Origin of the sequence: Gluconacetobacter tumulisoli (genome assembly GCF_014174155.1) — a bacterium.
In the GTDB taxonomy this organism is placed as follows: Bacteria; Pseudomonadota; Alphaproteobacteria; order Acetobacterales; family Acetobacteraceae; genus Gluconacetobacter; species Gluconacetobacter tumulisoli.
Window position 1 is genome coordinate 216,778 of the sequence record NZ_JABEQM010000007.1, and the last position, 21,171, is coordinate 237,948.

Below are 21,171 nucleotides of genomic sequence, written 5' to 3' on the forward strand. Positions count from 1 at the left end.
CGCCGCCATGCCACCCCGCAGCAGGTCAGGGGCGCCCGACCGAATCGTAGGCGAAGCCCGCATCGCGCATTGCGGCGGGGTCGAAGATGTTGCGCAGGTCGACGATCGTCCGGCCGCGCATCGACGCGGCCAGGTGGGCCGGCGACAGGGCGCGGAATTCATTCCATTCCGTCAGAACGACCAGGACGTCGGCATCCCGCGCCGCGTCCAGCGCGCTGTCGCAATAGGTGATCGTGGGCGGCAGTTGCGGACGCGCGGCCGTCATCCCGACCGGGTCGAAGGCGCGGATATCGGCCCCGCGCTCCGCCAGGCGGACCAGGATGGGGATCGACGGCGCCTCGCGCATGTCGTCGGTCTCGGGCTTGAAGGTCAGGCCCAGCACCGCGATGGTCTTGCCCTGCAGCGAGCCGCCGCATGCCGCGATGACCCGGCTTGCCATGGCGACCTTGCGCGCGTCGTTGACGCCGACCGTGGCCTCGATCAGGCGCGTGGGCGCGCCGGCTTCCTGCGCGATGCGGGTCAGGGCCAGCGTGTCCTTCGGGAAGCACGAGCCGCCATAACCCGGGCCAGGATGCAGGAATTTCTTGCCGATCCGCCCGTCCAGGCCCATGCCGCGCGCCAGGTCGTGGACGTTGGCCCCCACGCGCTCGCACAGGTCGGCCATTTCGTTGATGAACGATATCTTCATCGCCAGGAACGAGTTGGAGGCGTATTTGGTCAGTTCGGCGGTTTCCAGCTTCACGAACAGGACCGGCGCCTCGATCAGGTAGAGCGGCCGGTAGAGGCTGCTCAGCACCGCGCGGGCGCGGGTGCCGCCGTCGGGCGCGTCCTCGTCCAGGCCGACGATGACGCGGTCGGGCTTCATGAAGTCGCCGATCGCGTTGCCCTCGCGCAGGAATTCGGGGTTCGACGCCACGTCGAACGCCAGCTCGGGACGGGTCTGGCGCATGATCTCGGCAATGCGGCGGCTGGTGCCGACCGGTACCGTCGATTTGGTGACGATGACGGCATAGTCCGACATCGCGCGGGCGATCTGCCGCGCGGCCTCGTGCACATAGGTCAGGTCGGCCTGGCCGTCGCCGTTGCGCGGCGGGGTGCCGACGGCGATGAAGATTGCCTCCGCCCCGCGGACGGCGGCGGAAATGTCATTGCCGAACGACAGGCGGCCGGCGCGGACATTGTCGGCGACCAGCGTGTCCAGCCCGGGCTCGTAGATAGGAATGCGTCCGTCGCGCAGGGCCGCCAGGCGGGTGGGGTCGATCTCGACCACCGAAACGTCATTGCCGAACTCGGCGAAACAGGCTGCGGAGACGAGGCCGACATAGCCCCCGCCGATCATTGCGATACGCACACATACCCTCCCGAAAAAGACGGAGACATTCCCGATTGCACCCGACTATGGATCGCACAATCCGGTTTGGCCAGAGGGCGTTATCATCGCCCGCGCATCCGCGTTCCAGGGATGTATTTTTGCGCCGCACAATTTCCTTGACTTGGCGGCCGTCCGCCGGTCATAGACGGGATATGAAGTGACGCCTGCGCGCGCTTCATGGACGTTTCCTCCCTAAACTACGGCGGCGTTTCACGACGCCGCTTTTTTTATTGGGGACCGTTTTTCACGCCGACGGGCGTTCCTTGCTTTGACGTCCTCCTCGTCCCGCGCTACGGCACTATGATGTCCTATCGACCTGCCAGAAGCGTCCGCCCCAGACATAGACGTACCTGCCGGGGTGACCTGCGGCGCATCTCGTGAACGTCATCCTCGATTTCATCGCGGCACTGGGCCGCGCGGCGCTGAATCTGGTCCGGACGGCCGGGGCCCTGGCCCTGTTCGGCCTGGCCGGCCTGTCGCACCTGGTCCGGCCGCCCTTCTACTGGCGCATCTTCCTGGGATCGCTGGTCGAGATCGGATTCTTCTCGCTGCCCGTGGTGGCGCTGACGGCGCTGTTCTCGGGCGGGGTCATCGCCCTGCAATCCTATACCGGCTTTGCCCAGTACCATGTGCAAAGCGCGATCGCCGGGATTGTGGTCCTGTCGGTCACCCGCGAACTCGGGCCCGTGCTGGCGGGATTGATGGTCGCGGGCCGCGTCGGCGCCGCGATGGCGGCGGAAATCGGGACGATGCGCGTCACCGACCAGGTCGACGCCCTGACCACGCTGTCGACCAATCCGGTGAAATACCTCGTGACGCCCCGGCTGCTGGCCGGGACGCTGGCGCTGCCGTTCCTGGTGCTGGTGGCCGACATCCTGGGCGTGCTGGGCGGATTCACGGTATCGGTCGTCAAGCTCGATTTCTCGGCGCCGGCCTATATCGCCGCGACCCTGGCGACGGTAAAGCCGATCGACATCACCGTGGGGCTGGCCAAGGCGGCGGTCTTCGGGTTCCTGATCGCGCTGATGGGCTGCTACCACGGCTATCACAGCCGGGGCGGCGCGGAAGGGGTGGGGGCGGCCACGACGTCGGCCGTGGTGGGGGCCTCGATCCTGCTGCTGGCGTTCGACTACCTGCTGACCGACGTGTTCTTCTCGCAATGACGGACGCAACACCCAAGATCCGCATTCGCGGCCTGACCAAATCCTTCGGCCCGAAACGGGTGCTCGACGGCATCGACCTCGATGTCATGCCGGGAACCTCCTGCGTGGTCATCGGCGGGTCGGGCAGCGGCAAGTCCGTTCTGCTGCGCTGCATCCTGGGCCTGATCGCGCCGGATTCCGGATCGATCGAGATCGACGGCGTGGATATCCTGACCTTGCCCCCGCGCCGGCGCGAAGGCGCGATCGAGAAGATCGGCATGCTGTTCCAGAACGGCGCCCTGTTCGACAGCCTCAGCGTCTGGGAAAACGTGGCCTTCGGCCTGATGGCCGCCGGACGCCGGCACGGCGCGCGCATGGCTCGCGCCGAGGCCCGCGCCCATGCCGGGCAGGTGCTGGAACAGGTAGGGCTGGATCCGTCGGTCGGCGCGCTGTACCCTTCCGAACTGTCGGGCGGCATGCAGAAGCGCGTCGGCCTGGCGCGCGCGATCGCGTCGCAGCCGGACATCCTGTTCTTCGACGAACCGACCACCGGGCTGGACCCGATCATGGGGGCGGTGATCGACGGGCTGATCGTCGATTGCGTGCGCCGGCTGGGGTCGACCGCCATCGCGATCACCCATGACATGGCCTCGGCCCAGCGGATTGGCGACCGGGCGGCCATGCTCTATCAAGGCAAGCTGATCTGGCAGGGGGCGGCATCGGCGCTGCTGGACAGCGGCAATCCCATGGTGGACCAGTTCACGCATGGCCGGCGCGAGGGTCCGATCAGCATGGAACTGCGCCGCTAGCACGCGCGCCGTCCCGTCCGTTTCCGTTCCGGAGTACGTCGCTTGGCCCGTCGTCCGTCTTCGCCCCATTATGTCTGCCAGTCCTGCGGGGCGACGTTCCCGAAATGGGCCGGCCGGTGCGAGGCCTGCGGCGCATGGAACAGCATCGTCGAGGAGGCCGCGACCCCCTCGGCGACCGGGGCGTCCGCGTCCCGGCGCGCGCGGGGGACGAAGATCGCGTTCGTCAGCCTGGATGGCCGGGCGGAGCCCCCGCCCCGGATCGGCACCCGCATCGGCGAACTGGACCGGGTATTGGGCGGCGGCCTGGTGCCGGCATCGGTCGTGCTGGTGGGCGGTGATCCGGGGATCGGCAAATCGACGCTGCTGCTGCAGGCGGCCTGCGCGTTGGCCGGCAGCGGCCGGCGGGTCATGTATATCTCGGGCGAGGAAGCGGTGGACCAGATCCGCCTGCGCGCCCGCCGGCTGGGGCTGGACGCGCCCGGGCTGGACCTGGCGGCGGCGATCAACGTGACCGATATCGCCGGCACTCTGGAGGCCGAGCGCGACGTGGCGCTGGTCGTCATCGATTCGATCCAGACGATGTGGCTGGAAAGCGTGGACAGCGCCCCCGGCACCGTCAGCCAGGTCCGCGCAACCGCGTTCGAACTGATCCGCCTGGCCAAGCAGCGGGGCTTCAGCCTGATCCTGGTCGGGCACGTGACCAAGGAGGGCGCGCTGGCCGGCCCGCGCGTGCTGGAACACATGGTCGACGCCGTGATGTATTTCGAGGGCGATCGCGGCCACCAGTTCCGTATCCTGCGCGCCGCCAAGAACCGGTTCGGCGCCACGGACGAGATCGGCGTCTTCGCCATGACCGACCAGGGGCTGGTCGAGGTCCCCAATCCGTCCGCCCTGTTCCTGGCGGAACGGCGCGGCCACATCGCCGGGTCGGCGGTGTTCGCGGGGATCGAGGGCACGCGCCCTGTCCTGCTCGAGGTCCAGGCCCTGCTGTCGCCCAAATCCGGCGATGCCGCGCCGCGCCGCGCCGTCGTGGGCTGGGATACCTCGCGGCTGAACATGCTGCTGGCGGTGCTGGAGGCGCGGTGCGGCCTGAAACTGCACGGCATGGACGTCCACCTGAACATTGCCGGCGGCCTGCGGGTGCTGGAACCGGCGGCGGATCTGGCGGTGGCGGCGGCGTTGGTGTCCGCCGCCACCGGACGGCCGACGCATGCCGGCGCGGTCTATTTCGGCGAGGTCGGCCTGTCGGGCGAGGTCCGGCAGGTCGCCCAGGCCGACGCCCGCCTGAAGGAGGCGCAGAAACTGGGCTTCGATGCCGCCTTCCTGCCGCGCCGGATCGCCCGGGGCAACACGCGGCTGGTGGCGCCCGAGGGGCTGCATCTGAACGAGATCGGGCATCTGGGCGATCTGGTGGCGCTGTTCGGCGGCGTGGAGGGGGACGGGGACGCGGCATGACCGCTGGGCGTGTCATGCTCGCCGTCCCCGCCCGGCTGGAGCGCGAGGTCCGCAAGAGCCTGTTCCTGGCGCAGGCGGCGCCGGTTGCCTCCCCGGCCGAGGCACTGGCCTTCGTGCGCGCGGTCGGCATCGCCGACGCCACCCACAATTGCTGGGCGTACCGCATCGGGCAGGATTACCGCAGCGACGATGACGGCGAACCCGGCGGCACCGCAGGCCGGCCGATCCTGCAGGTGATCGACGGGCAGGGATTCGACCGGACGGTCGTGGTGGTCACGCGCTGGTTCGGCGGCATCAAGCTGGGCGCCGGGGGGCTGGTCCGGGCCTATGGCGGGACGGCGGCGGAATGCCTGCGGCTGGCCCCCCGTCTGCCGATCGTGCCCACGACGCGGCTGACCCTGCATTGCGGCTTCGCGGATCTTGCGCTGCTGCGCGCACGGCTGGGGGCGCTGGACGCGGCGGTCGAGGACGAGTCGTTCGACGCGGCCGGCGCGGCGCTGGTGATCGCCGTGCCCGACGACCGGGTGGCGGAAGCGGTGGCGCGGATTGCCGACCTGACGCGCGGGCAGTCGGTGCCGCGCATCCTGGATGACGAGGCCCCGTAAGGAGGGCCGCCTCCGCCCGACCCGAGGAAGGCCGAAATGTGCTTGGTTTCCAAAGGGCTCCGCCCTTTGGTGGGTCAAAGGTGAAACCCTTGCCTGCGCCACGGGGGAAACATCCTGGCGTTCATAGCGTTGGCAAGACATGAGTTTTCCCTTTGCCGCCCTGATCGAACTGTTGCCGGTCCTGGAGCAGGAGGCGTCGGAAAATGATGGCGATGCCGTCTTTCCGCGCGACGGCATGGCCCGTCTGCGACGCCTGGGGGCGTTTTCCGCCCCATTGCCGCACGCGTCGGGGGGATACGGATACGGGACGGAGCCCGCGGGTGCGCTCCCTCTTCTGCGGCTTCTGCGCCTGGTGGGACAGGGCAGCCTGGCCCTGGGGCGGTTGCTGGAGGGGCATGTAAACGCCATCCGGCTGGTCGCCCGCTATGGAACGGACGCGCAGATGCAGCAGGTGGCGGCGGACGTGCGGAACGGGGCGCTGTTCGGCATCTGGGTGACGGAAGGGGTCGAACCCGTTCGGTTCCACGACGATGGCGCGGCGATCGTGCTGCACGGCGAAAAACTGTTCGCGTCCGGGGCCCTGCACGTTACGCGTCCCCTGATAACGGCGCGGGCGCCGAACGGCGACACGCGCATGATGCTGGTCCGACGCGATGACCCCCGTTCGGCCAGCCCGTCGATCGGCGGGATCAGTGGCATGCGCGGGGCGGGCACGGGGCGCTGCGATTTTACGGGCATGGTCCTGACGCCGGACGCGCTGATCGGGTTGCCGGGGGATTATATGCGCCAGCCGGAATTCTCGGCCGGGGCGTGGCGGGGCATTGCCGTGGCGTTGGGGGGGATCGACCGGCTGGTGGATCTCCTGCGCCTGCAACTGGCCGACAGGTCGCGTGACGCGAACCCCCATCAGCGCGTGCGCATGGGCATGGCGCTGATCGCGCGGGAGACCGCGTCGCTCTGGGCCAGGAAGGCCGCCCTGGTGGCGGAAGGGCACGGATCCGATCCCGGCGATGTCGCCGCCACCGTCAATCTGGCCCGGATTGCGACCGAGCGCGCGGGCCTTGACGTCATCGAACTCGTGCAGCGGGGGCTCGGCCTGTCGGCTTTCGTGAAGAGCAATGTCGTCGAGCGGATCCAGCGCGATCTGGCGACCTATCTGCGTCAGCCCGCGCCCGACGAAACGCTGGTCGAGGCGGCGGGCTGGTTCACCCACCGCGATCTGCCCCAGCCGGAGGGAGATGCATGAGGGCCGGACGGATCCAGGACGCATTCCGGGCATTGCCCTTCCGGCCGCTGGACCAGATCGTGCCACGCACCGCCTTGATCCTGGCCCCTCATGCCGACGATGAAAGCCTGGGCTGCGGGGGGCTGATCGCATCATGCTGCGCCGCCGGGCGGCCGCCACTGGTGGTGATCGTGACCGACGGTGCCGCGTCCCATCCCCATTCGCGCGCCTGGCCGGCCGCGCGCCTGCGGGCCCGGCGGCAGGCCGAGGCGCGCAATGCCGCCTCCATCCTCGGACTTGCGCCGGGACGCATCGTCTTTCTCGACCTGCCGGACGCGGCCGCACCGCATGAAGGCCCGGAATTCGACCGGGCGGTCGCGACGCTGGCCGAACTGGCGGCACGGCACGCGTGCGGCACGGTCCTGGCCCCCTGGCGTCATGACCCGCATTGCGATCATGAGGCCGTATGGAAAATGGGCGTGGCCTTGAGGGATATGCACGATCTGCCCTTGCTCGCCTATCCGGTATGGGGATGGCTGATTGCGCCGGAGACCGAACTGGAGCAGGGGCCGCCTCGGGGGATGCGCCTCGATATCACACGCTATCGGTCGGTGAAGGCGGAGGCGATCCGCGCGCATGAAAGCCAATACGGCGACCTGATCCGGGACGATCCGACCGGCTTCCGGCTTCCGGAAAACCTGTTGTCGGTCTTCGATGTTTCCTTCGAGGTCTTTCTCGACGATGAGTAGGGAGAGCTGGCCGGGGTCGATCTTCGCCCGCCTGTACGAAGACCATCCGGACCCCTGGGGATTCGAGACGCGTGAATATGAACGTCGCAAATATGCCCGGACGCTGGCGGCGCTCGGCGGGCGGCATTTCGACTTTGCGCTGGAACTTGGCTGCTCCATCGGGGTGATGACGGCGGAACTCGCATCCTGTTGCGATCGGATACTGGCTGTGGACGTGGCGGAAGCGGCGTTGCGGCGGGCGCGGACGCGATGCCGGGACTGGCCCGCGGTGTCGTTTCACCAGGGGCAGTTGCCGGACGCCTTTCCGGCCCTGGCATCGGGGTCCTGCGACCTGATCCTGGTTTCCGAACTCCTGTATTTCCTGTCACCGGAGGACATCGGGCTGCTGGCCGACCGGGTCCTGGCGGTCCGGCGACCCGATGCCTCGATCCTGCTTGTGAACTGGACCGGGGAGACGAACACGCCCTGCACGGGGGATGAAGCGGCTGACCTTTTCATTCGGCATTGTCGCATTGCCGCCATGGAAAAGGATTTTTCCGAACGGCACGACAGCTATCGGATCGACCGGCTCGCCAACGGGATCAAAGGGGCGTGACGGGGGCGGATCGGAGCTCTTGCCCGTCGTTCAGGACACATGTCCCCTCCAGAAGGCCGGCGACGATGTACATCGCCCGGGCGTGATGCCGTGCGAGATCGCGCCGCTGGACGCGTCGCCGCTGCAGGGACGGCGTTTCGGTCTCGAGCCGTTCCCAGCACAGGCCGAAAAAGGGTCCGGTCGTCCGGTGGGCCACATGACGCGGAGGGACGCCGAGCAGCGCGGCCAGGCCGGCCGTCGACGCCTGCGCGTCGATGCCCATCCGCCGTTCGTCATAGAGACGTCGCAGCCATGCCCGGGCGCGGGCGCGGCGCAGGCAGTCGCCGGCCGGTTCAAGGCTGTCGTCCAGCAACGCGTCCTGGCGTGCCATGCGCCGCGCGATGGTATCGGCCATCCCGCCCCGGGCCCGGCCGAGAGTGCGGCCCGAGACGGTGACCTGCACGTCGGGGGCATGGCGGATCGGGCTGTCGATGCGTCGCAGGGCGGCGACAAAGGCGCGGTCCTCGGCAATCGGGAGGGCGGGAATCCCCCCCGCCCGTGTCCAGGCGGCTACGGTTACGGCAATGCTGGCACCGGAATGTTCGGTATGACGGGGCCACGGGTCGAACGGGTCCGGGTTCGCCAGGTCATGGATGCGGTCCAGCATCGTGCCGTAGGCGACCTCACGCTCGTCGTCGCGATGGAGATGCGCCGGAATGGCCAGGGCCTCCACGGGATCGATCCGCGCCCGTCCGCACACGACCTGCGCCCCGGCCGCAAACGCGGACAAGGTGCGCGCTATCCAGTCAGGGGCGGCGATGCCATCCGCATCGGTGGTCAGCAGGATCCCGTCGGCGCCGGCGATTCCGGCCGCGATCTCCATGGCCTCGCGCCGGGCCGTGCCGGCATGGGCCTGCGCGTCGGGATAAACACGGCAGGCCACCGTCAGGGGGAAAGGCAGGGACGGCGCCATGTCGCGCACGCAGGCGACGGTCCCGTCGGTGGTGTTGTTGACCAGCAGGACGACATGGCCGGGCGTGTTTTCGTCCTGCGCCGCAAGGGCCCGCAGGCAGGGACCGATACGCGATTCCTCGTCCCGGACCGGAATGGCCGCGACGATCGGCAGGCGAGGCGAATGGGACCGGTTGGGCACGGGCAGTGCTCTGGCAGGGGAATGCTCTCAACGGGAAACGACGTGTCAGGTTGCCTGCGCGCCGGCCCGGTGCCGGTCAGGTGTCGTGTACCAGGTCCAGGTCGCCGAAGCGGGTGAATTCGCCTTCGAAGAACAGATGGACGGTACCGGTGGGACCATGGCGCTGCTTTTCCAGGATCAGCTCGGCGCGATTGTGCGCCAGATCCATCTTGCGCTGCCACTCTTCCATCGCCGTCTGGTATTTCTCGCTCGACTCGTGGGCGGTTTCCTTGGGTTGCCGCTGCTGCAGGTAATACTGGTCGCGATAGACGAACATGACGGCATCGGCGTCCTGCTCGATCGATCCGGATTCGCGCAGGTCCGACAGCATCGGCCGCTTGTCCTCGCGGCTTTCCACCTGGCGCGACAGCTGCGACAGCGCGATCACCGGGACGCTCAGCTCCTTGGCGATGGCCTTCAGCCCCTGCGTGATCATCGAGATTTCCAGCACGCGACTTTCCGGCCGGGTGCCGACCGAGGGGCGCATCAGCTGCAGGTAATCGACCACCACAAGGCTCAGCCCCTTGGTGCGGGCCAGGCGACGGCAGCGCGTGCGCATCGCCGACAGCGAGATCGCCGGCGTGTCGTCGATATGCAGCGGCAATTGGGCCAGTTCGCGGGTAACATGGACGAACCGGTCGAATTCCTTCTGTCCGATATCGCCGCGCCGGATGCGCTCGCCCGATACGCTGGCCTGCTCGGACAGGATACGAGTGGCCAGCTGCTCGGCCGACATTTCCAGCGAGAAGATCGCGACCGACCCCTTGGGCTGGGTCCCGGGCGCGGCGTCCTGCGCCTCGCGCATCAGCGCGCGGGCGGCGCTGAAGGCGATCTTGGTCGCCAGCGCCGTCTTGCCCATGGCCGGGCGGCCGGCCAGGATCAGCAGATCCGACGGGTGCAGGCCGCCGGTCTTCTTGTCCAGGTCGCGCAGGCCGGTGGTCAGGCCCACGACGTCGCCCGAGCGGTGGAATGCCTTTTCCGCCACGTCCAGCGCATCGGCCAATGCCCGGTCGAAGCTGGTGAAACCGCCGTCCTGCCCCTTTTCAGTGGCCAGGCGGAACAGGGCCTCCTCGCTCGCGGCGATCTGGTCCACGCCGTCCAGGTCCGGCCGCGCGCCGAAGGCGTTGTTGACGACCGTCTCGCCGATATCGATCAGCTGCCGGCGGACCCACGCGTCGTGGATCGCGCGGCCGTAATCGCCGGCATTGATGATGCCGACCATCGCCGTCAGCAGCCGGCCCAGATAGGCGGTGCCCCCCACCGAATCCAGCAGGCCGGAATGTTCGAACTCCGCGCGCAGGGTGACCGGGTCGGCCAGGTGCCCGGCCTCGATCCGCCGGGCGATGGAATCATAGATCCGGCCATTGACGGTATCGGCGAAATGTTCGCCGGTCAGGAAGTCCGAAACCCGGTCGTAGGCGCGGTTGTTCGTCAGCAGCGCGCCCAGCAGCGCCTGTTCCGCCTGCATGTTGGCGGGGGGCTGGCGTTGCGACAGGCCGAGCAGGCTGTCGCCGGCGCGGGACTCGTCCGGGGAGGGGTCGATCTGGTTCACGCGATCCTCTTACCAGACGGAAGCTGTGGACTGGTCTGTGGATAACCGAGGAACATGGGGATAACTTTGCCGGACGGTGCCGCGTCCCCCTTGTTCAGTCGCCGCGCAGCGGTGCGGCGGGGACGTCGCGGACCATCCGGTCCAATTCCGCGTAGCCCGCGACGATGTGGTAGAACGAACTGGCCGGGATCCGGTCGCCCATCGGGCGCAGCATGTCGTCCGGATGGTCGTTCCACATGCCGGGCGGACAGTCGGCGAAATAGCGATCCAGCAGATTATCGACGATACGCACGATCCGCTCTCCGCCGGATTCGGGGCGGTGCATGGCGATTTCCGCGCGCAGGCCCTCGGTCTGCGCCCACAGCCGCGCCGATCCTCGGACGATGGCGCCGTCGCGGCGCAGGACGTCGCGGACCAGGCCGGTATGGGGATCGACGCCATGGCGGTGGCCGAATCCGAACAGGCTGCATGCGTGGTCGGGCAGGGTGCGGCCGGTCAGGCGCCCGTATTCCCGCAGCAGCCACACCCATTCGTACTGGTGGCCGGGCTCGACCAGGCGGCCGACCTCGCCGGGCATGGGCTGCCAGTCGTCGGTGAAGGCCTCCCCCAGTGTGCCCGTCCGCGCGTCGAACAGGCGGGTGCGGAACAGCGCGACCAGGTCGTGCGCCAGGGTGGCGTCGGACTCGTCGCCCGTGGTCTCGAACAGCGCCAGCGCCGCTTCCAGCAGATGCATGTGCGGGTTCTGCTGCCGGGGGCCGCCCGTGCGCGGCAGGGTGTCGAGGAATCCGCCATTGGGGGTGGCCATGGCCCGCCGCAGCCAGGCGACGGTCTGGCGCGCCAGGCGGACCGGCGCGCCCGAGGTGTCCAGCCGACCATACCAGGACAGGGCGAAGATGATGAAGGCCAGGTCGTACAGATCGGCCGTCGGGTCCAGCACCGCGCCGTCGGTGGCCAGGCGGCGGACCCATCCGCCATCGTCGCGCAGGCCGTGCCGCATGAAGCGATAGATGCCTTCGGCCCGTGCCGCGCCGCCGGGCCAGCCATACAGTGCGGCACGGGTGAAGGCATAAAGCTGCCGTGCCTGCACGCGCATGCGCTTGAAGCCCGGATCGGCCGCCGTGCCGTCCGGATTCAGATGTTCCCGCGCGCCCAGGCGGGCCGGATCGTGGGCGTCGCCGTCGCACCCGGTGGTGCCCCAGACGGGCAGGGCGCGATCGAACAGCCACGATCCGAACGCGGCATGGGCCCGGCGGACCCCGTCCGGCAGCGTCGGCGCGGGCGCAATCACCGCTCCCGCGTCCCAACTGTGCCGGCACGGATGCGGCCCAGGGTTCGCGTCGTCGACTGTCCATCTTCCAGCCGCGCCAGCAGCAGTCGACCGCCGGCCGCCTGCACCACGTCGGCGCCCACGACCTGGTCGGGAGCGTAATCGGCGCCCTTCACCAGCACGTCGGGCAGCAGCAGCCGGATCAGATTCAGTGGCGTGTCCTCGTCGAAGGCGACGACGGCGTCGACATGGCGGATTCCCATCATGACCGTCGCGCGATCGCGCAGCGTGTTGACCGGGCGGTCGGGACCCTTCAGCCGCGCCACGCTGGCATCGGTGTTCAGCGCCACGACCAGCCGGTCGCACCCCGCCCGGGCCGCCGCCAGCAGCCCGACATGGCCGGGATGCAGGATGTCGAAGCACCCGTTGGTGAAACCGACCCGCAAGCCCTGCGCCTTCCAGCGCGCGACCTGGTCCGCGGCCTGGTCGCGCGACAGCAGGCCGGGCGCGCCGGCGACGTGGGCATGGTCCTGGGCGTCCAGTTCGGCCAGCACCTCGGCGATGTCCGCCGTCGCGGTGCCCAGCTTGCCGACCACGACGCCCGCCGCCGCGTTGGCGACATGCATCGCCTGGGCCAGGGTCATGCCGGACGCCGCGGCCAGCGCCAGGGTGGCGATCACCGTGTCGCCCGCGCCCGAGACGTCGAAGACCTCGCGCGCGCGGGCGGGCACGGTCTGGACGGTGCCGGCCGGGCCGGTGCCGGTGCGTTCGACCAGGGCCATGCCCTTTTCCGAGCGGGTGGCCAGGATGGCGCCGGCGTCGGCCTGGATCATGGCGGCGCGGGCGGCCTGTTCGATCTCGGCGTCGCTGTCCACCGGCAGGCCGGTCGCCTGCGCCAGTTCGCGGGCGTTGGGCGTGATGCAGGCAGCCCCCCGATAGCGCGAGAAATCGCGCGATTTCGGATCGACGAAGACCGGGATGGATCGCGCCCGGGCACGCGCGATGACGTGCCGGACTACCGGCTCGGCGCAGGCGCCCTTGGCGTAATCCGACAGCACGACGATCCTGGCGGCGTCGACATGGGCGTCGATCGCGGCGATCAGGGCGCGAGTCTCGGCGTCCTGCACCGGCAGGCGGCTTTCCTCGTCGGCACGGATGACCTGCTGGTTGGCGGCGATGAAGCGGGTCTTGCAGATCGTCGGCCGCGCGTCGGTGTCCACCAGCGCGTCGGTCAGCCCCGGCCGCGCGCCCAGCAGCGTGCGCAACGCCGCCCCCGGCGCGTCCCGGCCCACCAGCCCGATCAGGATCGCCCGGCCGCCCAGCGACAGGATGTTGTTGGCCACGTTGCCCACGCCGCCGGGCATTTCGCGCGTGCGGCCCAGGCGCAGGACGGGAACCGGGGCCTCGGGCGAAATGCGCTCCATCTCGCCATAGACGAACCGATCGAGCATGACGTCACCGATGCACAGCACCGTGATCGACGAGAAATCCACGGCCCTACGTGCCGGATCCGGCGGCGCCCGTCCCGGGGGCATCAGGTCCGGCGGCGTCGAACCCGGCGACGAAGCCGGCCAGCCCTGCCTGGCGCCGGGTTTCCAGCCGGGCCGCCACCAGCACCGAGCGGGCCTCGGCGATCGCCTGGTCGAGGTCGGTATTGACGATCACATGGTCGAATTCCCGCCAGTGCGAGATCTCGTCGCGGGCGGCCTTCATCCGGCGGGCGATTTCCTCGGCATGGTCGGACGCGCGGTTGCACAGCCGGCGTTCCAGCTCGGCCAGCGACGGGGGCAGGACGAACAGGCTGACCACGTCGTCGGGCAGGGCGTCGCGGATCTGCCGGTGTCCCTGCCAGTCGATGTCGAACACCATGTCGCGCCCCTGGGCCAGCGCGGCCTCGACCGGGGCGCGGGGCGTGCCGTAGCCCCGGCCGAACACCGTCGCCCATTCCAGCATCTCGCCGTCCTCGGCCATGCGCTGGAACCGCTCCATGGTGCGGAAATGATAATGCACGCCCTCGGTCTCGCCGGGACGGGGCTGGCGGGTGGTGACGGACACCGAATGCAGCAGCTGGCGGTCGGCCGCCCGCAGCGCGTTGGCGATGGTCGATTTTCCGGCACCCGACGGGGCGGAAATCACCAGGCAGACACCCCGGCGCGCGATCGGCTGGCGCGCGGGAGGGGCCTGTCGTTCGCTCGTGGGCGTCATCGGCGGCACATTCCTCAGATCCTGGACCGGCCCGCCCCGGTCCTCCGTCCCTGGCAGGATGGGGCCGACGCGGGTTTGCGGTCTTTTATCAGGCGGTCTCTAATCTGGCGAACATGAAACAGGATACGATTCTCGTCACGGGGGCGTCGTCCGGCATTGGCCGGTCCATCGCCCTGGCCCTGGCGCGCCCGGGCGCGCTGCTGCATCTGGGGGGGCGTGATCCGACGCGGCTGCGCGACGTGGCCGAACGCTGCGCCGGGCGCGGTGCGTCCGTGCGGGCCCACCGCCAGGACGTGCGCGACCGCGCCGGCATGGAGGAATGGATCGGCGGGGTGGGGGCGCTGGACCTCGTGTTCGCCTGCGCCGGGATCACGGCCTCTACCGCGCGTCCCGCCGGCCGCGAGGCCCCATGCGAACCGGACGGCCAGGTCCGCCGCATGATGGATACGAACCTCGGCGGGGTGATCAACACCGTCCTGCCGGCGCTGGCGGTCCAGGCCCGGCAGGATCGCGATGCCGACGGGGTGCGGGGGCGGATCTGCGCCCTGGCCTCGGTCGCGGCCTATGTCTCCTTTCCCGGCACGCCGTCCTATTGCGCCTCCAAGGCGGCGGTGGACCGTTTCATGGTGGCGACCGGCGGCAACATGGCCCGCGAGGGCATCCTGATGTCCAGCGTCTGCTGCGGCTTCGTCCGGTCCCCGATGACGGCAGCCAACCGCTTTCCCATGCCCGGCCTGACCGAAGTCGACGATGCGGTGTCCGCCATCCTGCGCGGGGTGGCGGCCGGGCGGCGGCGGATCGCCTTTCCATGGTGGCTGGCGGCGGGGTCGCGGGCGATGGACCTGCTGCCGCCGCGCCTGGCGGATGCGTTCTATTTCCGCCAGCCGGCAGGGCGGGCGGGTTCGATGCCCGAGACCGGGGGCGGGACCGCATAGGCACCCGGCTACGTGAAAAGGAAGGTCGGGCTCTGACCGAAGCCGGCAAGGGCCGGGGCCCCTGCTTTCGCGCGGCCGCCGACTTGCCACAACGGGTCATTCACGCAACGATTGCGCCGACATGCCCACGCGATCGGAGCTTGTGACGATGTCTTTTCTGCGCCCGCCTCCGATGGAGGAACTCGGCGTTGCCGCCGTGTCCCGTCCGGTTCCGGCCGCGCGCAAGACCATGCCTGTCGATCGTGTGTTCTGGAGCCATTTTTCCCCCAATCTCGGCCCCGGGGGGTGGGTGACGGGCGTGCTGCTGGTGTCGCTGGGACTGGATTTCCGCGCGGGCCTGGCGGCGATCCTGATCGGCAACCTGGTGGGCGCGCTGCCGGTGGCGCTGGCGGCGTCGATCGGCCCGGCGACCGGCCTGACGCAGATGGAGGCCTCGCGTCGCGCCTTGGGCCGGATCGGCATCCGGCCGCCCGCCTTCCTCAACTGGGTCTATTGCGTCGGCTGGGACGCGGTGAACAACGTGCCGGCGGCGGCGGCGCTGATCGCGTTCCTGTCCATCGTCGCGGGGATCGGCCTGCCGTTCTGGCTGGCCCTGGGCATCCTGGCGTCGGTGCAGATGGTGGCCAGCATCTATGGCCACGACATGGTGCAGGCGCTGCAGAAATATCTGGGCGGCGTCCTGCTGCTGGCCTTCACCGTGATCGGGGTGGAATGCGTTTCACGCGGGATCGCGGTGCCGCAGGCCGCCCGCCCGCCGGGGCTGGCGACGTTCCTGCTGGCGGTGGCGATCCTGGCCAGCTTCAACCTGTCCTGGGCGTCCTATTCATCGGATTATACACGCTATCTTCCCGCCGACAGCGATCCGCGCCGGGTGGTCGGGCTGGCGCTGGCGGGGCTGCTGGGATCGGCCGTGCCGTTTCAGATCCTGGGCCTGCTGACGGCGGCCAGCATCGCGGAGCCATCGCCCACGGCGGTGATCGCCAGCCTGCAGCACGCCGCAGGCCCGCTGGGGCCTGTGGTGCTGGCGGCGATCGCGCTGTCGTCGGTCACCGGCAATTCGTTCAACGACAATACCGCCAGCTACAGCCTGATTTCCGCCGGGATCCATGTGCCGCGCGTGCTGGCCGCGATCATCACGGCGGCGCTGGGCTATGTGCTGGCGGTCGCGGGGGCGGGGCGCTATGCCGCGCTGTATACCGATTATCTGGTGGTGACGATGTACTGGATCGCGCCCTGGATCGGCATCGTGCTGGCGGACTGGTACCTGGGGGACCGGACCCCGCGCCCGGTGCCGCCGGGCTGGACGCGCGGGGCCACGATCTTCGTCGTCACCTCGGTGGCGACGATCCTGCTGTTCTCGACCAGCCAGCTCTATACCGGTCCGGTCGCGCGGTGGCTGGGCGGGGCGGATATCGGCTATTATGTCGGCTTCTTCGGGGCCGCCCTGTGGTATGGCGCCGGACGGCCAGGCACGTCGTCGGCCCGTGCATGAGGATCCTGACGCCCCGATGACCCGTCCGCCGACACCCCGCGCCGCATGAATCCCTGCCGTCCCTTCATCTTGCGTCCGGTGGCCACGACCCTGATTTCGCTGGCGCTGGTGATCGCGGGAATGTTCGCCTATCGCGTGCTGCCGGTGGGCGACCTGCCGAACATCTCGGTGCCGATCATCTATGTCGTCGCGACCCAGCCGGGTGCGTCGCCGCAGCAGATGGCCAGTTCGGTGACGACGCCGCTGGAACGGCGCCTGGGCCAGATCGCCGGCATCAGCGAGATCGAATCCGATTCCACCGACAGCACCTCGTTCATCCTGCTGACCTTCGACGACAGCCGGAACATCGACGGGGCGGCCAATGACGTGCAGGCGGCGCTGCGGGCGGCGACGCGGGACATGCCCACCACCCTGCGGATGGTGCCGCAATACTGGAAGGCCAACCCTGCCGACAGCCCGATCATGGTGATGGCGCTGACGTCGGACACGCGGCCGGTGGCCGAGCTGTACGACGTCATGACAACGCGCCTCCAGCCGATGCTGGCGCAGATCAAGGGCGTGGGCTGGATCGAGATGGTCGGCAGTTCCTCGCCCGCCGTGCGGGTGGAGATGAATCCCTTCCCCCTGTTCAAATACGGCATCGGGTTCGAGGACGTCCGCTCGGCCCTTGCCTCGGCCAACGCCAACACGCCCAAGGGCTTCGTCGATGTCGGGCCGCAGCGCTACAGCCTGGCGACCAACGACCAGGCCCGGCAGGCGGCCCAGTATCGCGACCTGGTGGTGGGCTATCGCGACGGGCGGCCGGTCCGGCTGGCCGACGTGGCCAGCGTGGCCGACGGGGTCGAGGACGAACGCCGGACCGGCTATTTCAACGGCCATCGCGCGGTGATGGCCGTGGTCCGTTCGCAGCCGGGCGCCAACGTCATCCATGTGATGGACGAGATTCGGGCCCGGATGCCGGCGATGATGGGCACGCTGCCCTCCGGCGTGACCCTGACGCCGGCGATGGATCGCTCGATCACCATCCGGGCCTCGCTCGCGGATACGCAATTGACGCTCCTGGTCTCGGTCCTGCTGGTGGTGGGGGTCGTGCTGGTGTTCCTGCGCGCGCCGCGCTCGACGCTGATTCCGGCAGTGACGGTGCCCATTTCGCTGGCCGGGACGCTGGCGGCGATGTCGCTGCTGGGGTTCTCGCTGGATACGCTGTCGCTGATGGCGCTGACGATCGCCACCGGCTTCGTCGTCGACGACGCGATCGTGGTGGTGGAAAACATCGCCCGCCACATGGAGGCGGGAATGGGGCGGCTGGAGGCCTCGCTGCTCGGCTCGCGCGAAATCGCGTTTACGGTGCTGTCGATCACGATCTCGCTGGTCGCGGTGTTCCTGCCGCTGCTGCTGATGCCGGGCACGGCGGGCAAGGTGTTCTACGAATTCGCGATGACCCTGGCGGTGACGGTGGTGGTGTCGCTGTTCCTGTCGGTCAGCCTGACGCCGATGATGTGCAGCCTGCTGCTGGATGTCAGCCACGCGGCCCCGCTGCCGGCAGGCGCGTCGCGGGTCCGCCGCGCGCTGCGTCGGCTTTCGGACGGGATCGAGGCGACGTTCGAGGCGATCCTGCGGGTCTATGTGCGCTCGCTGGACCGGGCGCTGCGGCATCGGTGGTGGGTGCTGGCCACCCTGCCGCTGAGTGTCGTGGCGACCGTCGGGATCATCGTGCTGATGCCCAAGAACATTATCCCCAAGCAGGACGTGGCCATGATCGTCGGCTATTTCCGGGGGGACGAATCCGGGTCCTTCCAGACGATGGACCGCAAGATCCGCGCCGTCGGCGATGCCATGATGGCCGATCCCGACACCGAATCCGTGGCCGCCTTCTCGGGCGATACGCGGGTCGAGGGCCAGGCCTTCGCCCAGATGGTCGGCAAGCGCGACCGCGCCGACGGCCCGGACGAGATGATCGAACGCGTCCGCAAGCGCCTGGCGGGCCTGACGGGGGTGCGGCTGTCGCTGTTTTCGGCGGGCGACATCAATGGCGGCGGCGGCCGGCAGCAGCAGGGCGCCTATCGCTATGTCCTGCGCAGCGACAATGCCGAGGATATCTACACCTGGGTGCCCCGGCTGACGCAGGCCCTGCAGGGCAGCAAGGTGATGACCGACATCACCACCAACCTGAGCGACCGTGCCTCGGCCGTCCATGTGGAGATCGCCCGCGACACGGCCGCCCGCTACCTGGTCACGCCGCAGCTGATCGGCAACGCCCTGTTCGACGCGTACGGCCAGCGCAGCGCGTCGAGCATCTCGACGCCGCTTGCGACCTATCATGTGGTCATGGAGGTCGCACCGTCCTATCGCGATACGCCGGACGTGATGCAGGCCTTCCGGGTCTCGACCTCCGGCGGGACGGCGGGCGGGGGGACGGTGTCCAACACGGTGCGGGTACGCGTGGCCGACGCGCAGGCGGCGTCGCAGGCCGCGACGTTGAGCCAGCAATCGTTCCGCAACGCCGTGGCCAACCGGCTGGCCGGCGGCGCCGGGGCGTCAAACGGCTCGGCCGTGTCCTCGAGCGTCGAGACGATGGTGCCGCTGCCGGTCGTGGCGCGGATGGAAACGCGGCCGACCTCGATCTCCGTCGGGCATCGCGACGGGTTCGTGTCGGGCGCCATCTCGTTCAATCTGGCGAAGGGCAAGACGCTGGGCGACGCCACGGCGGAAATCGAGTCGACGATGGTCCGCATGCGCATCCCCGGTACCATCCAGGGTGGCTTCACGGGTCAGGCGGCGCAGTTCCAGACCGCGCTGATCAACGAATTGCTGGTGTTCCTGGCGGCACTGGCGACGATGTACGTGACGCTGGGCATCCTGTATGAAAGCTACATCCATCCCCTGACCATCCTGTCGACCCTGCCGTCGGCGACGGTGGGCGCGGTTCTGGCGCTGTGGATCAGCGGGCAGGAATTCTCGCTGATCGCGATGATCGGGATGATCCTGCTGGTCGGCATCGTGAAGAAGAACGCGATCCTGATGGTGGATTTCGCCCTGCATGCCGAACGCGACGGCGCCATGTCGCCCGAGGCCGCGATCCGCGAAGCCTGCGCCAAGCGCTTCAGGCCGATCCTGATGACGACGTTGGCCGCCGCCTTCGGCGCGGTGCCGCTGATCGTCAGCGCCGGGTACGGGATCGAACTGCGCCGGCCGCTGGGCATCGCGGTGGTCGGCGGCCTGGCGATGAGCCAGCTTCTGACGCTCTATACCACGCCGGTGGTCTATCTGTTGCTGGAACGCATCCGTTCATGGGCGGTGCGGAAACTGTCGGGACGCTGGCGCCGGCATATCCTGCCGCCCCCCGACGCGCTGGACCGCCACACGGCCCGGTAAGGCAGCTTCGGCCCTGGATGCCTCCTGGGTTTTTTACCCCACGAAAAGCCACAGGCGGAACACCAGGGTCTCGATCGTTCCATGGCGGGCCATCGCCGGCAGGGCGCCCATGAGGCGCAGCCGATCGCGACGCCTGCCGCGCAGGGCGTGTCCGATGCGCGCAAGGTCACGACGTGCGATGTCGGTCAGTACCCCGTCCTGGGCCAGCAACTGTCCGATATTCTGGCGGAACATAGTCATGAAGGCGCGGGGGCCCCGCCGCAGCGCGCGCAGGGCGCGAACGGCGAACAGGCGGGGGGCGCCAATGGCGTTGTCGGGATGCTGGCGATACAGGATCATCGGGCAGGGATCGACATGCACCATGCCCCCCGCGCCCAGCACCAGCAGATAGGCCCACCAATCATGCAGCACGGGCGGGGGCGGCGGGACGCAGGCCTCGATCACCGCCCGTGCCGCGTCATTGAGCATGATGGTGCAGCCCGTCGCGGCATTCTGCGTCAGCGCCGACAGGAAGCAGGGCGTCGCGGGGTGGGCGGGCGACAGGCCGATGGTCCGCAAATTGCGGTCTACCAGGATCTGCCGCCCGCAATACAGCGCCGGCCTGTCGGCGGGCACATGCGTCAGATGGGCCAGCCCGCGCCGGATCTTGTCCGGCAGCCAGACGTCGTCCTGATCGGCGAAGGCGACGACCGACCCGCGCGGCGCCGCGCGCAGCAGCCGGAGGTAGGACGACGCGATGCCCAGATGGTGGCCCGAGGCGTCGATTTCGATGCAGCGGCCCGCCCCGTCGCCCTTCTGGAACGCCCGCATGAGGGCGGCGGACCCGTCCGACGATCCGTCGTCGCGCCACAGGATCGTCCAGTTCGGGCAGGTCTGCGCCACGATCGAGGCCAGCTGCGCCGGCAGGAAGGATGCTCCGTCATAGACCGACAGCACGATCGTCACGGCAGCGGCGCACGGGGCCGGCGTCGCGGAGCGTGGCGGGGCGGCGGCATGGTCCCACCCTGGCCCATCCCCGGCGAGGGCGTCGGGGGGATCGGCGCTGTCGATGACACGTATCGCGTCCATCGGCCGGCCGGTCTAGGGGGCGGGATCGGTCGCCAGGATGTCGGCGACCGTCCTTGCGACGCTGTTCTGCCAGTGTGGCAGTCGGATGCCGAAGACCTGTTCCAGCCTGGCGCAGTCCAGGCGGGAATCCTGCGGGCGGGGGGCGGGGGTGGGC

At 69.4% G+C, this 21,171-nt stretch carries 18 protein-coding genes; 10 read left to right on the forward strand and 8 right to left on the reverse strand.

Annotated elements, in window-relative coordinates:
* Positions 1-25: 25 nt before the first annotated feature.
* On the reverse strand, positions 26-1,339 hold the full coding sequence (locus HLH28_RS10690; protein WP_220790044.1) for a UDP-glucose dehydrogenase family protein: 1,314 nt from the start codon (positions 1,337-1,339) through the stop codon (positions 26-28).
* A 410-nt stretch (positions 1,340-1,749) separates the two neighbouring features.
* Here HLH28_RS10690 and HLH28_RS10695 point away from each other — a divergent pair, with 410 nt between their 5' ends.
* The 7 genes from HLH28_RS10695 to HLH28_RS10725 all read left to right on the forward strand — a co-directional run bounded on the left by HLH28_RS10695 (position 1,750) and on the right by HLH28_RS10725 (position 7,952).
* The gene (locus tag HLH28_RS10695) at positions 1,750-2,535 is read left to right on the forward strand and encodes an MlaE family lipid ABC transporter permease subunit (protein ID WP_182958735.1); all 786 of its coding nucleotides are present in this window, start codon (positions 1,750-1,752) and stop codon (positions 2,533-2,535) included.
* On the forward strand, positions 2,532-3,323 hold the full coding sequence (locus HLH28_RS10700; protein ID WP_182958737.1) for an ABC transporter ATP-binding protein: 792 nt from the start codon (positions 2,532-2,534) through the stop codon (positions 3,321-3,323). Before HLH28_RS10695 ends, HLH28_RS10700 begins: the two co-directional genes overlap by 4 nt.
* Positions 3,324-3,365: 42 nt before the next feature.
* The gene (radA, locus tag HLH28_RS10705) at positions 3,366-4,778 is read left to right on the forward strand and encodes a DNA repair protein RadA (RefSeq protein WP_182958739.1); all 1,413 of its coding nucleotides are present in this window, start codon (positions 3,366-3,368) and stop codon (positions 4,776-4,778) included.
* Positions 4,775-5,383: an IMPACT family protein gene (locus tag HLH28_RS10710; RefSeq protein ID WP_182958741.1), complete on the forward strand. Its 609-nt coding sequence runs from the start codon at positions 4,775-4,777 to the stop codon at positions 5,381-5,383. The genes radA and HLH28_RS10710 overlap by 4 nt, the downstream gene beginning before the upstream one ends.
* Before the next feature lie 139 nt (positions 5,384-5,522).
* On the forward strand, positions 5,523-6,629 hold the full coding sequence (locus HLH28_RS10715) for an acyl-CoA dehydrogenase family protein (protein WP_182958743.1): 1,107 nt from the start codon (positions 5,523-5,525) through the stop codon (positions 6,627-6,629).
* Positions 6,626-7,357: a PIG-L deacetylase family protein gene (locus HLH28_RS10720; protein WP_182958745.1), complete on the forward strand. Its 732-nt coding sequence runs from the start codon at positions 6,626-6,628 to the stop codon at positions 7,355-7,357. The genes HLH28_RS10715 and HLH28_RS10720 overlap by 4 nt, the downstream gene beginning before the upstream one ends.
* Entirely contained in the window at positions 7,350-7,952 is a 603-nt protein-coding gene (locus HLH28_RS10725; RefSeq protein ID WP_182958748.1) for a class I SAM-dependent DNA methyltransferase, read from the forward strand. Before HLH28_RS10720 ends, HLH28_RS10725 begins: the two co-directional genes overlap by 8 nt.
* Here HLH28_RS10725 and HLH28_RS10730 read toward each other — a convergent pair.
* From HLH28_RS10730 to gmk, 5 genes are all read right to left on the reverse strand, one after another.
* The gene (locus HLH28_RS10730) at positions 7,939-9,084 is read right to left on the reverse strand and encodes a glycosyltransferase (protein WP_338029710.1); all 1,146 of its coding nucleotides are present in this window, start codon (positions 9,082-9,084) and stop codon (positions 7,939-7,941) included. The two genes, HLH28_RS10725 and HLH28_RS10730, sit on opposite strands and share 14 nt — an antisense overlap.
* A 76-nt stretch (positions 9,085-9,160) precedes the next feature.
* Positions 9,161-10,666, reverse strand: coding sequence for a replicative DNA helicase (locus HLH28_RS10735; protein WP_408869840.1), 1,506 nt, complete (start codon positions 10,664-10,666; stop codon positions 9,161-9,163).
* A 103-nt stretch (positions 10,667-10,769) separates the two neighbouring features.
* Positions 10,770-11,963 carry an AGE family epimerase/isomerase gene (locus HLH28_RS10740; protein WP_182958753.1) on the reverse strand — a complete coding sequence of 398 codons (1,194 nt, stop codon included), beginning with the start codon at positions 11,961-11,963 and terminating at the stop codon, positions 10,770-10,772.
* Positions 11,960-13,435 (reverse strand): D-glycero-beta-D-manno-heptose-7-phosphate kinase, encoded by a 1,476-nt coding sequence (gene rfaE1, locus HLH28_RS10745; protein WP_182958756.1) that lies wholly within the window; start codon positions 13,433-13,435, stop codon positions 11,960-11,962. Before rfaE1 ends, HLH28_RS10740 begins: the two co-directional genes overlap by 4 nt.
* 4 nt (positions 13,436-13,439) lie before the next feature.
* Positions 13,440-14,147, reverse strand: coding sequence for a guanylate kinase (gmk, locus tag HLH28_RS10750; protein WP_182958758.1), 708 nt, complete (start codon positions 14,145-14,147; stop codon positions 13,440-13,442).
* A gap of 113 nt (positions 14,148-14,260) precedes the next feature.
* Here gmk and HLH28_RS10755 point away from each other — a divergent pair, with 113 nt between their 5' ends.
* The 3 genes from HLH28_RS10755 (at position 14,261) to HLH28_RS10765 (ending at position 19,949) form a co-directional block, all read left to right on the forward strand.
* The gene (locus HLH28_RS10755) at positions 14,261-15,082 is read left to right on the forward strand and encodes an SDR family NAD(P)-dependent oxidoreductase (protein ID WP_182958760.1); all 822 of its coding nucleotides are present in this window, start codon (positions 14,261-14,263) and stop codon (positions 15,080-15,082) included.
* Between the two features lie 148 nt (positions 15,083-15,230).
* The gene (locus HLH28_RS10760; protein ID WP_246395957.1) at positions 15,231-16,574 is read left to right on the forward strand and encodes a purine-cytosine permease family protein; all 1,344 of its coding nucleotides are present in this window, start codon (positions 15,231-15,233) and stop codon (positions 16,572-16,574) included.
* 45 nt (positions 16,575-16,619) lie between these two features.
* A complete protein-coding gene (locus HLH28_RS10765) occupies positions 16,620-19,949 on the forward strand; it encodes an efflux RND transporter permease subunit (protein ID WP_182958762.1) in 3,330 nt (1,109 codons plus the stop codon).
* 33 nt (positions 19,950-19,982) lie between these two features.
* Here the strand turns inward: HLH28_RS10765 and HLH28_RS10770 are convergent, their stop codons facing one another.
* Positions 19,983-21,017 carry a glycosyltransferase family 2 protein gene (locus HLH28_RS10770; RefSeq protein ID WP_182958763.1) on the reverse strand — a complete coding sequence of 345 codons (1,035 nt, stop codon included), beginning with the start codon at positions 21,015-21,017 and terminating at the stop codon, positions 19,983-19,985.
* A 12-nt stretch (positions 21,018-21,029) separates the two neighbouring features.
* Positions 21,030-21,171, reverse strand: a 142-nt coding sequence (locus HLH28_RS10775; protein ID WP_182958766.1) for a sugar nucleotide-binding protein, incomplete at its 5' end; no start/stop codon positions are given.

Excerpts from the sequence above, each read along its gene's own strand:
- HLH28_RS10715 (WP_182958743.1), top strand. The coding sequence starts at position 5,523 with ATGAGTTTTCCCTTTGCCGCCCTGATCGAACTGTTGCCGGTCCTGGAG.
- HLH28_RS10700 (WP_182958737.1), top strand. The coding sequence starts at position 2,532 with ATGACGGACGCAACACCCAAGATCCGCATTCGCGGCCTGACCAAATCC.
- HLH28_RS10755 (WP_182958760.1), top strand. The coding sequence starts at position 14,261 with ATGAAACAGGATACGATTCTCGTCACGGGGGCGTCGTCCGGCATTGGC.
- HLH28_RS10725 (WP_182958748.1), top strand. The coding sequence starts at position 7,350 with ATGAGTAGGGAGAGCTGGCCGGGGTCGATCTTCGCCCGCCTGTACGAA.
- HLH28_RS10710 (WP_182958741.1), top strand. The coding sequence starts at position 4,775 with ATGACCGCTGGGCGTGTCATGCTCGCCGTCCCCGCCCGGCTGGAGCGC.
- HLH28_RS10770 (WP_182958763.1), bottom strand. The coding sequence starts at position 21,017 with ATGGACGCGATACGTGTCATCGACAGCGCCGATCCCCCCGACGCCCTC.
- HLH28_RS10690 (WP_220790044.1), bottom strand. The coding sequence starts at position 1,339 with ATGATCGGCGGGGGCTATGTCGGCCTCGTCTCCGCAGCCTGTTTCGCC.
- HLH28_RS10760 (WP_246395957.1), top strand. The coding sequence starts at position 15,231 with ATGTCTTTTCTGCGCCCGCCTCCGATGGAGGAACTCGGCGTTGCCGCC.
- HLH28_RS10720 (WP_182958745.1), top strand. The coding sequence starts at position 6,626 with ATGAGGGCCGGACGGATCCAGGACGCATTCCGGGCATTGCCCTTCCGG.
- gmk (WP_182958758.1), bottom strand. The coding sequence starts at position 14,147 with ATGACGCCCACGAGCGAACGACAGGCCCCTCCCGCGCGCCAGCCGATC.
- HLH28_RS10765 (WP_182958762.1), top strand. The coding sequence starts at position 16,620 with ATGAATCCCTGCCGTCCCTTCATCTTGCGTCCGGTGGCCACGACCCTG.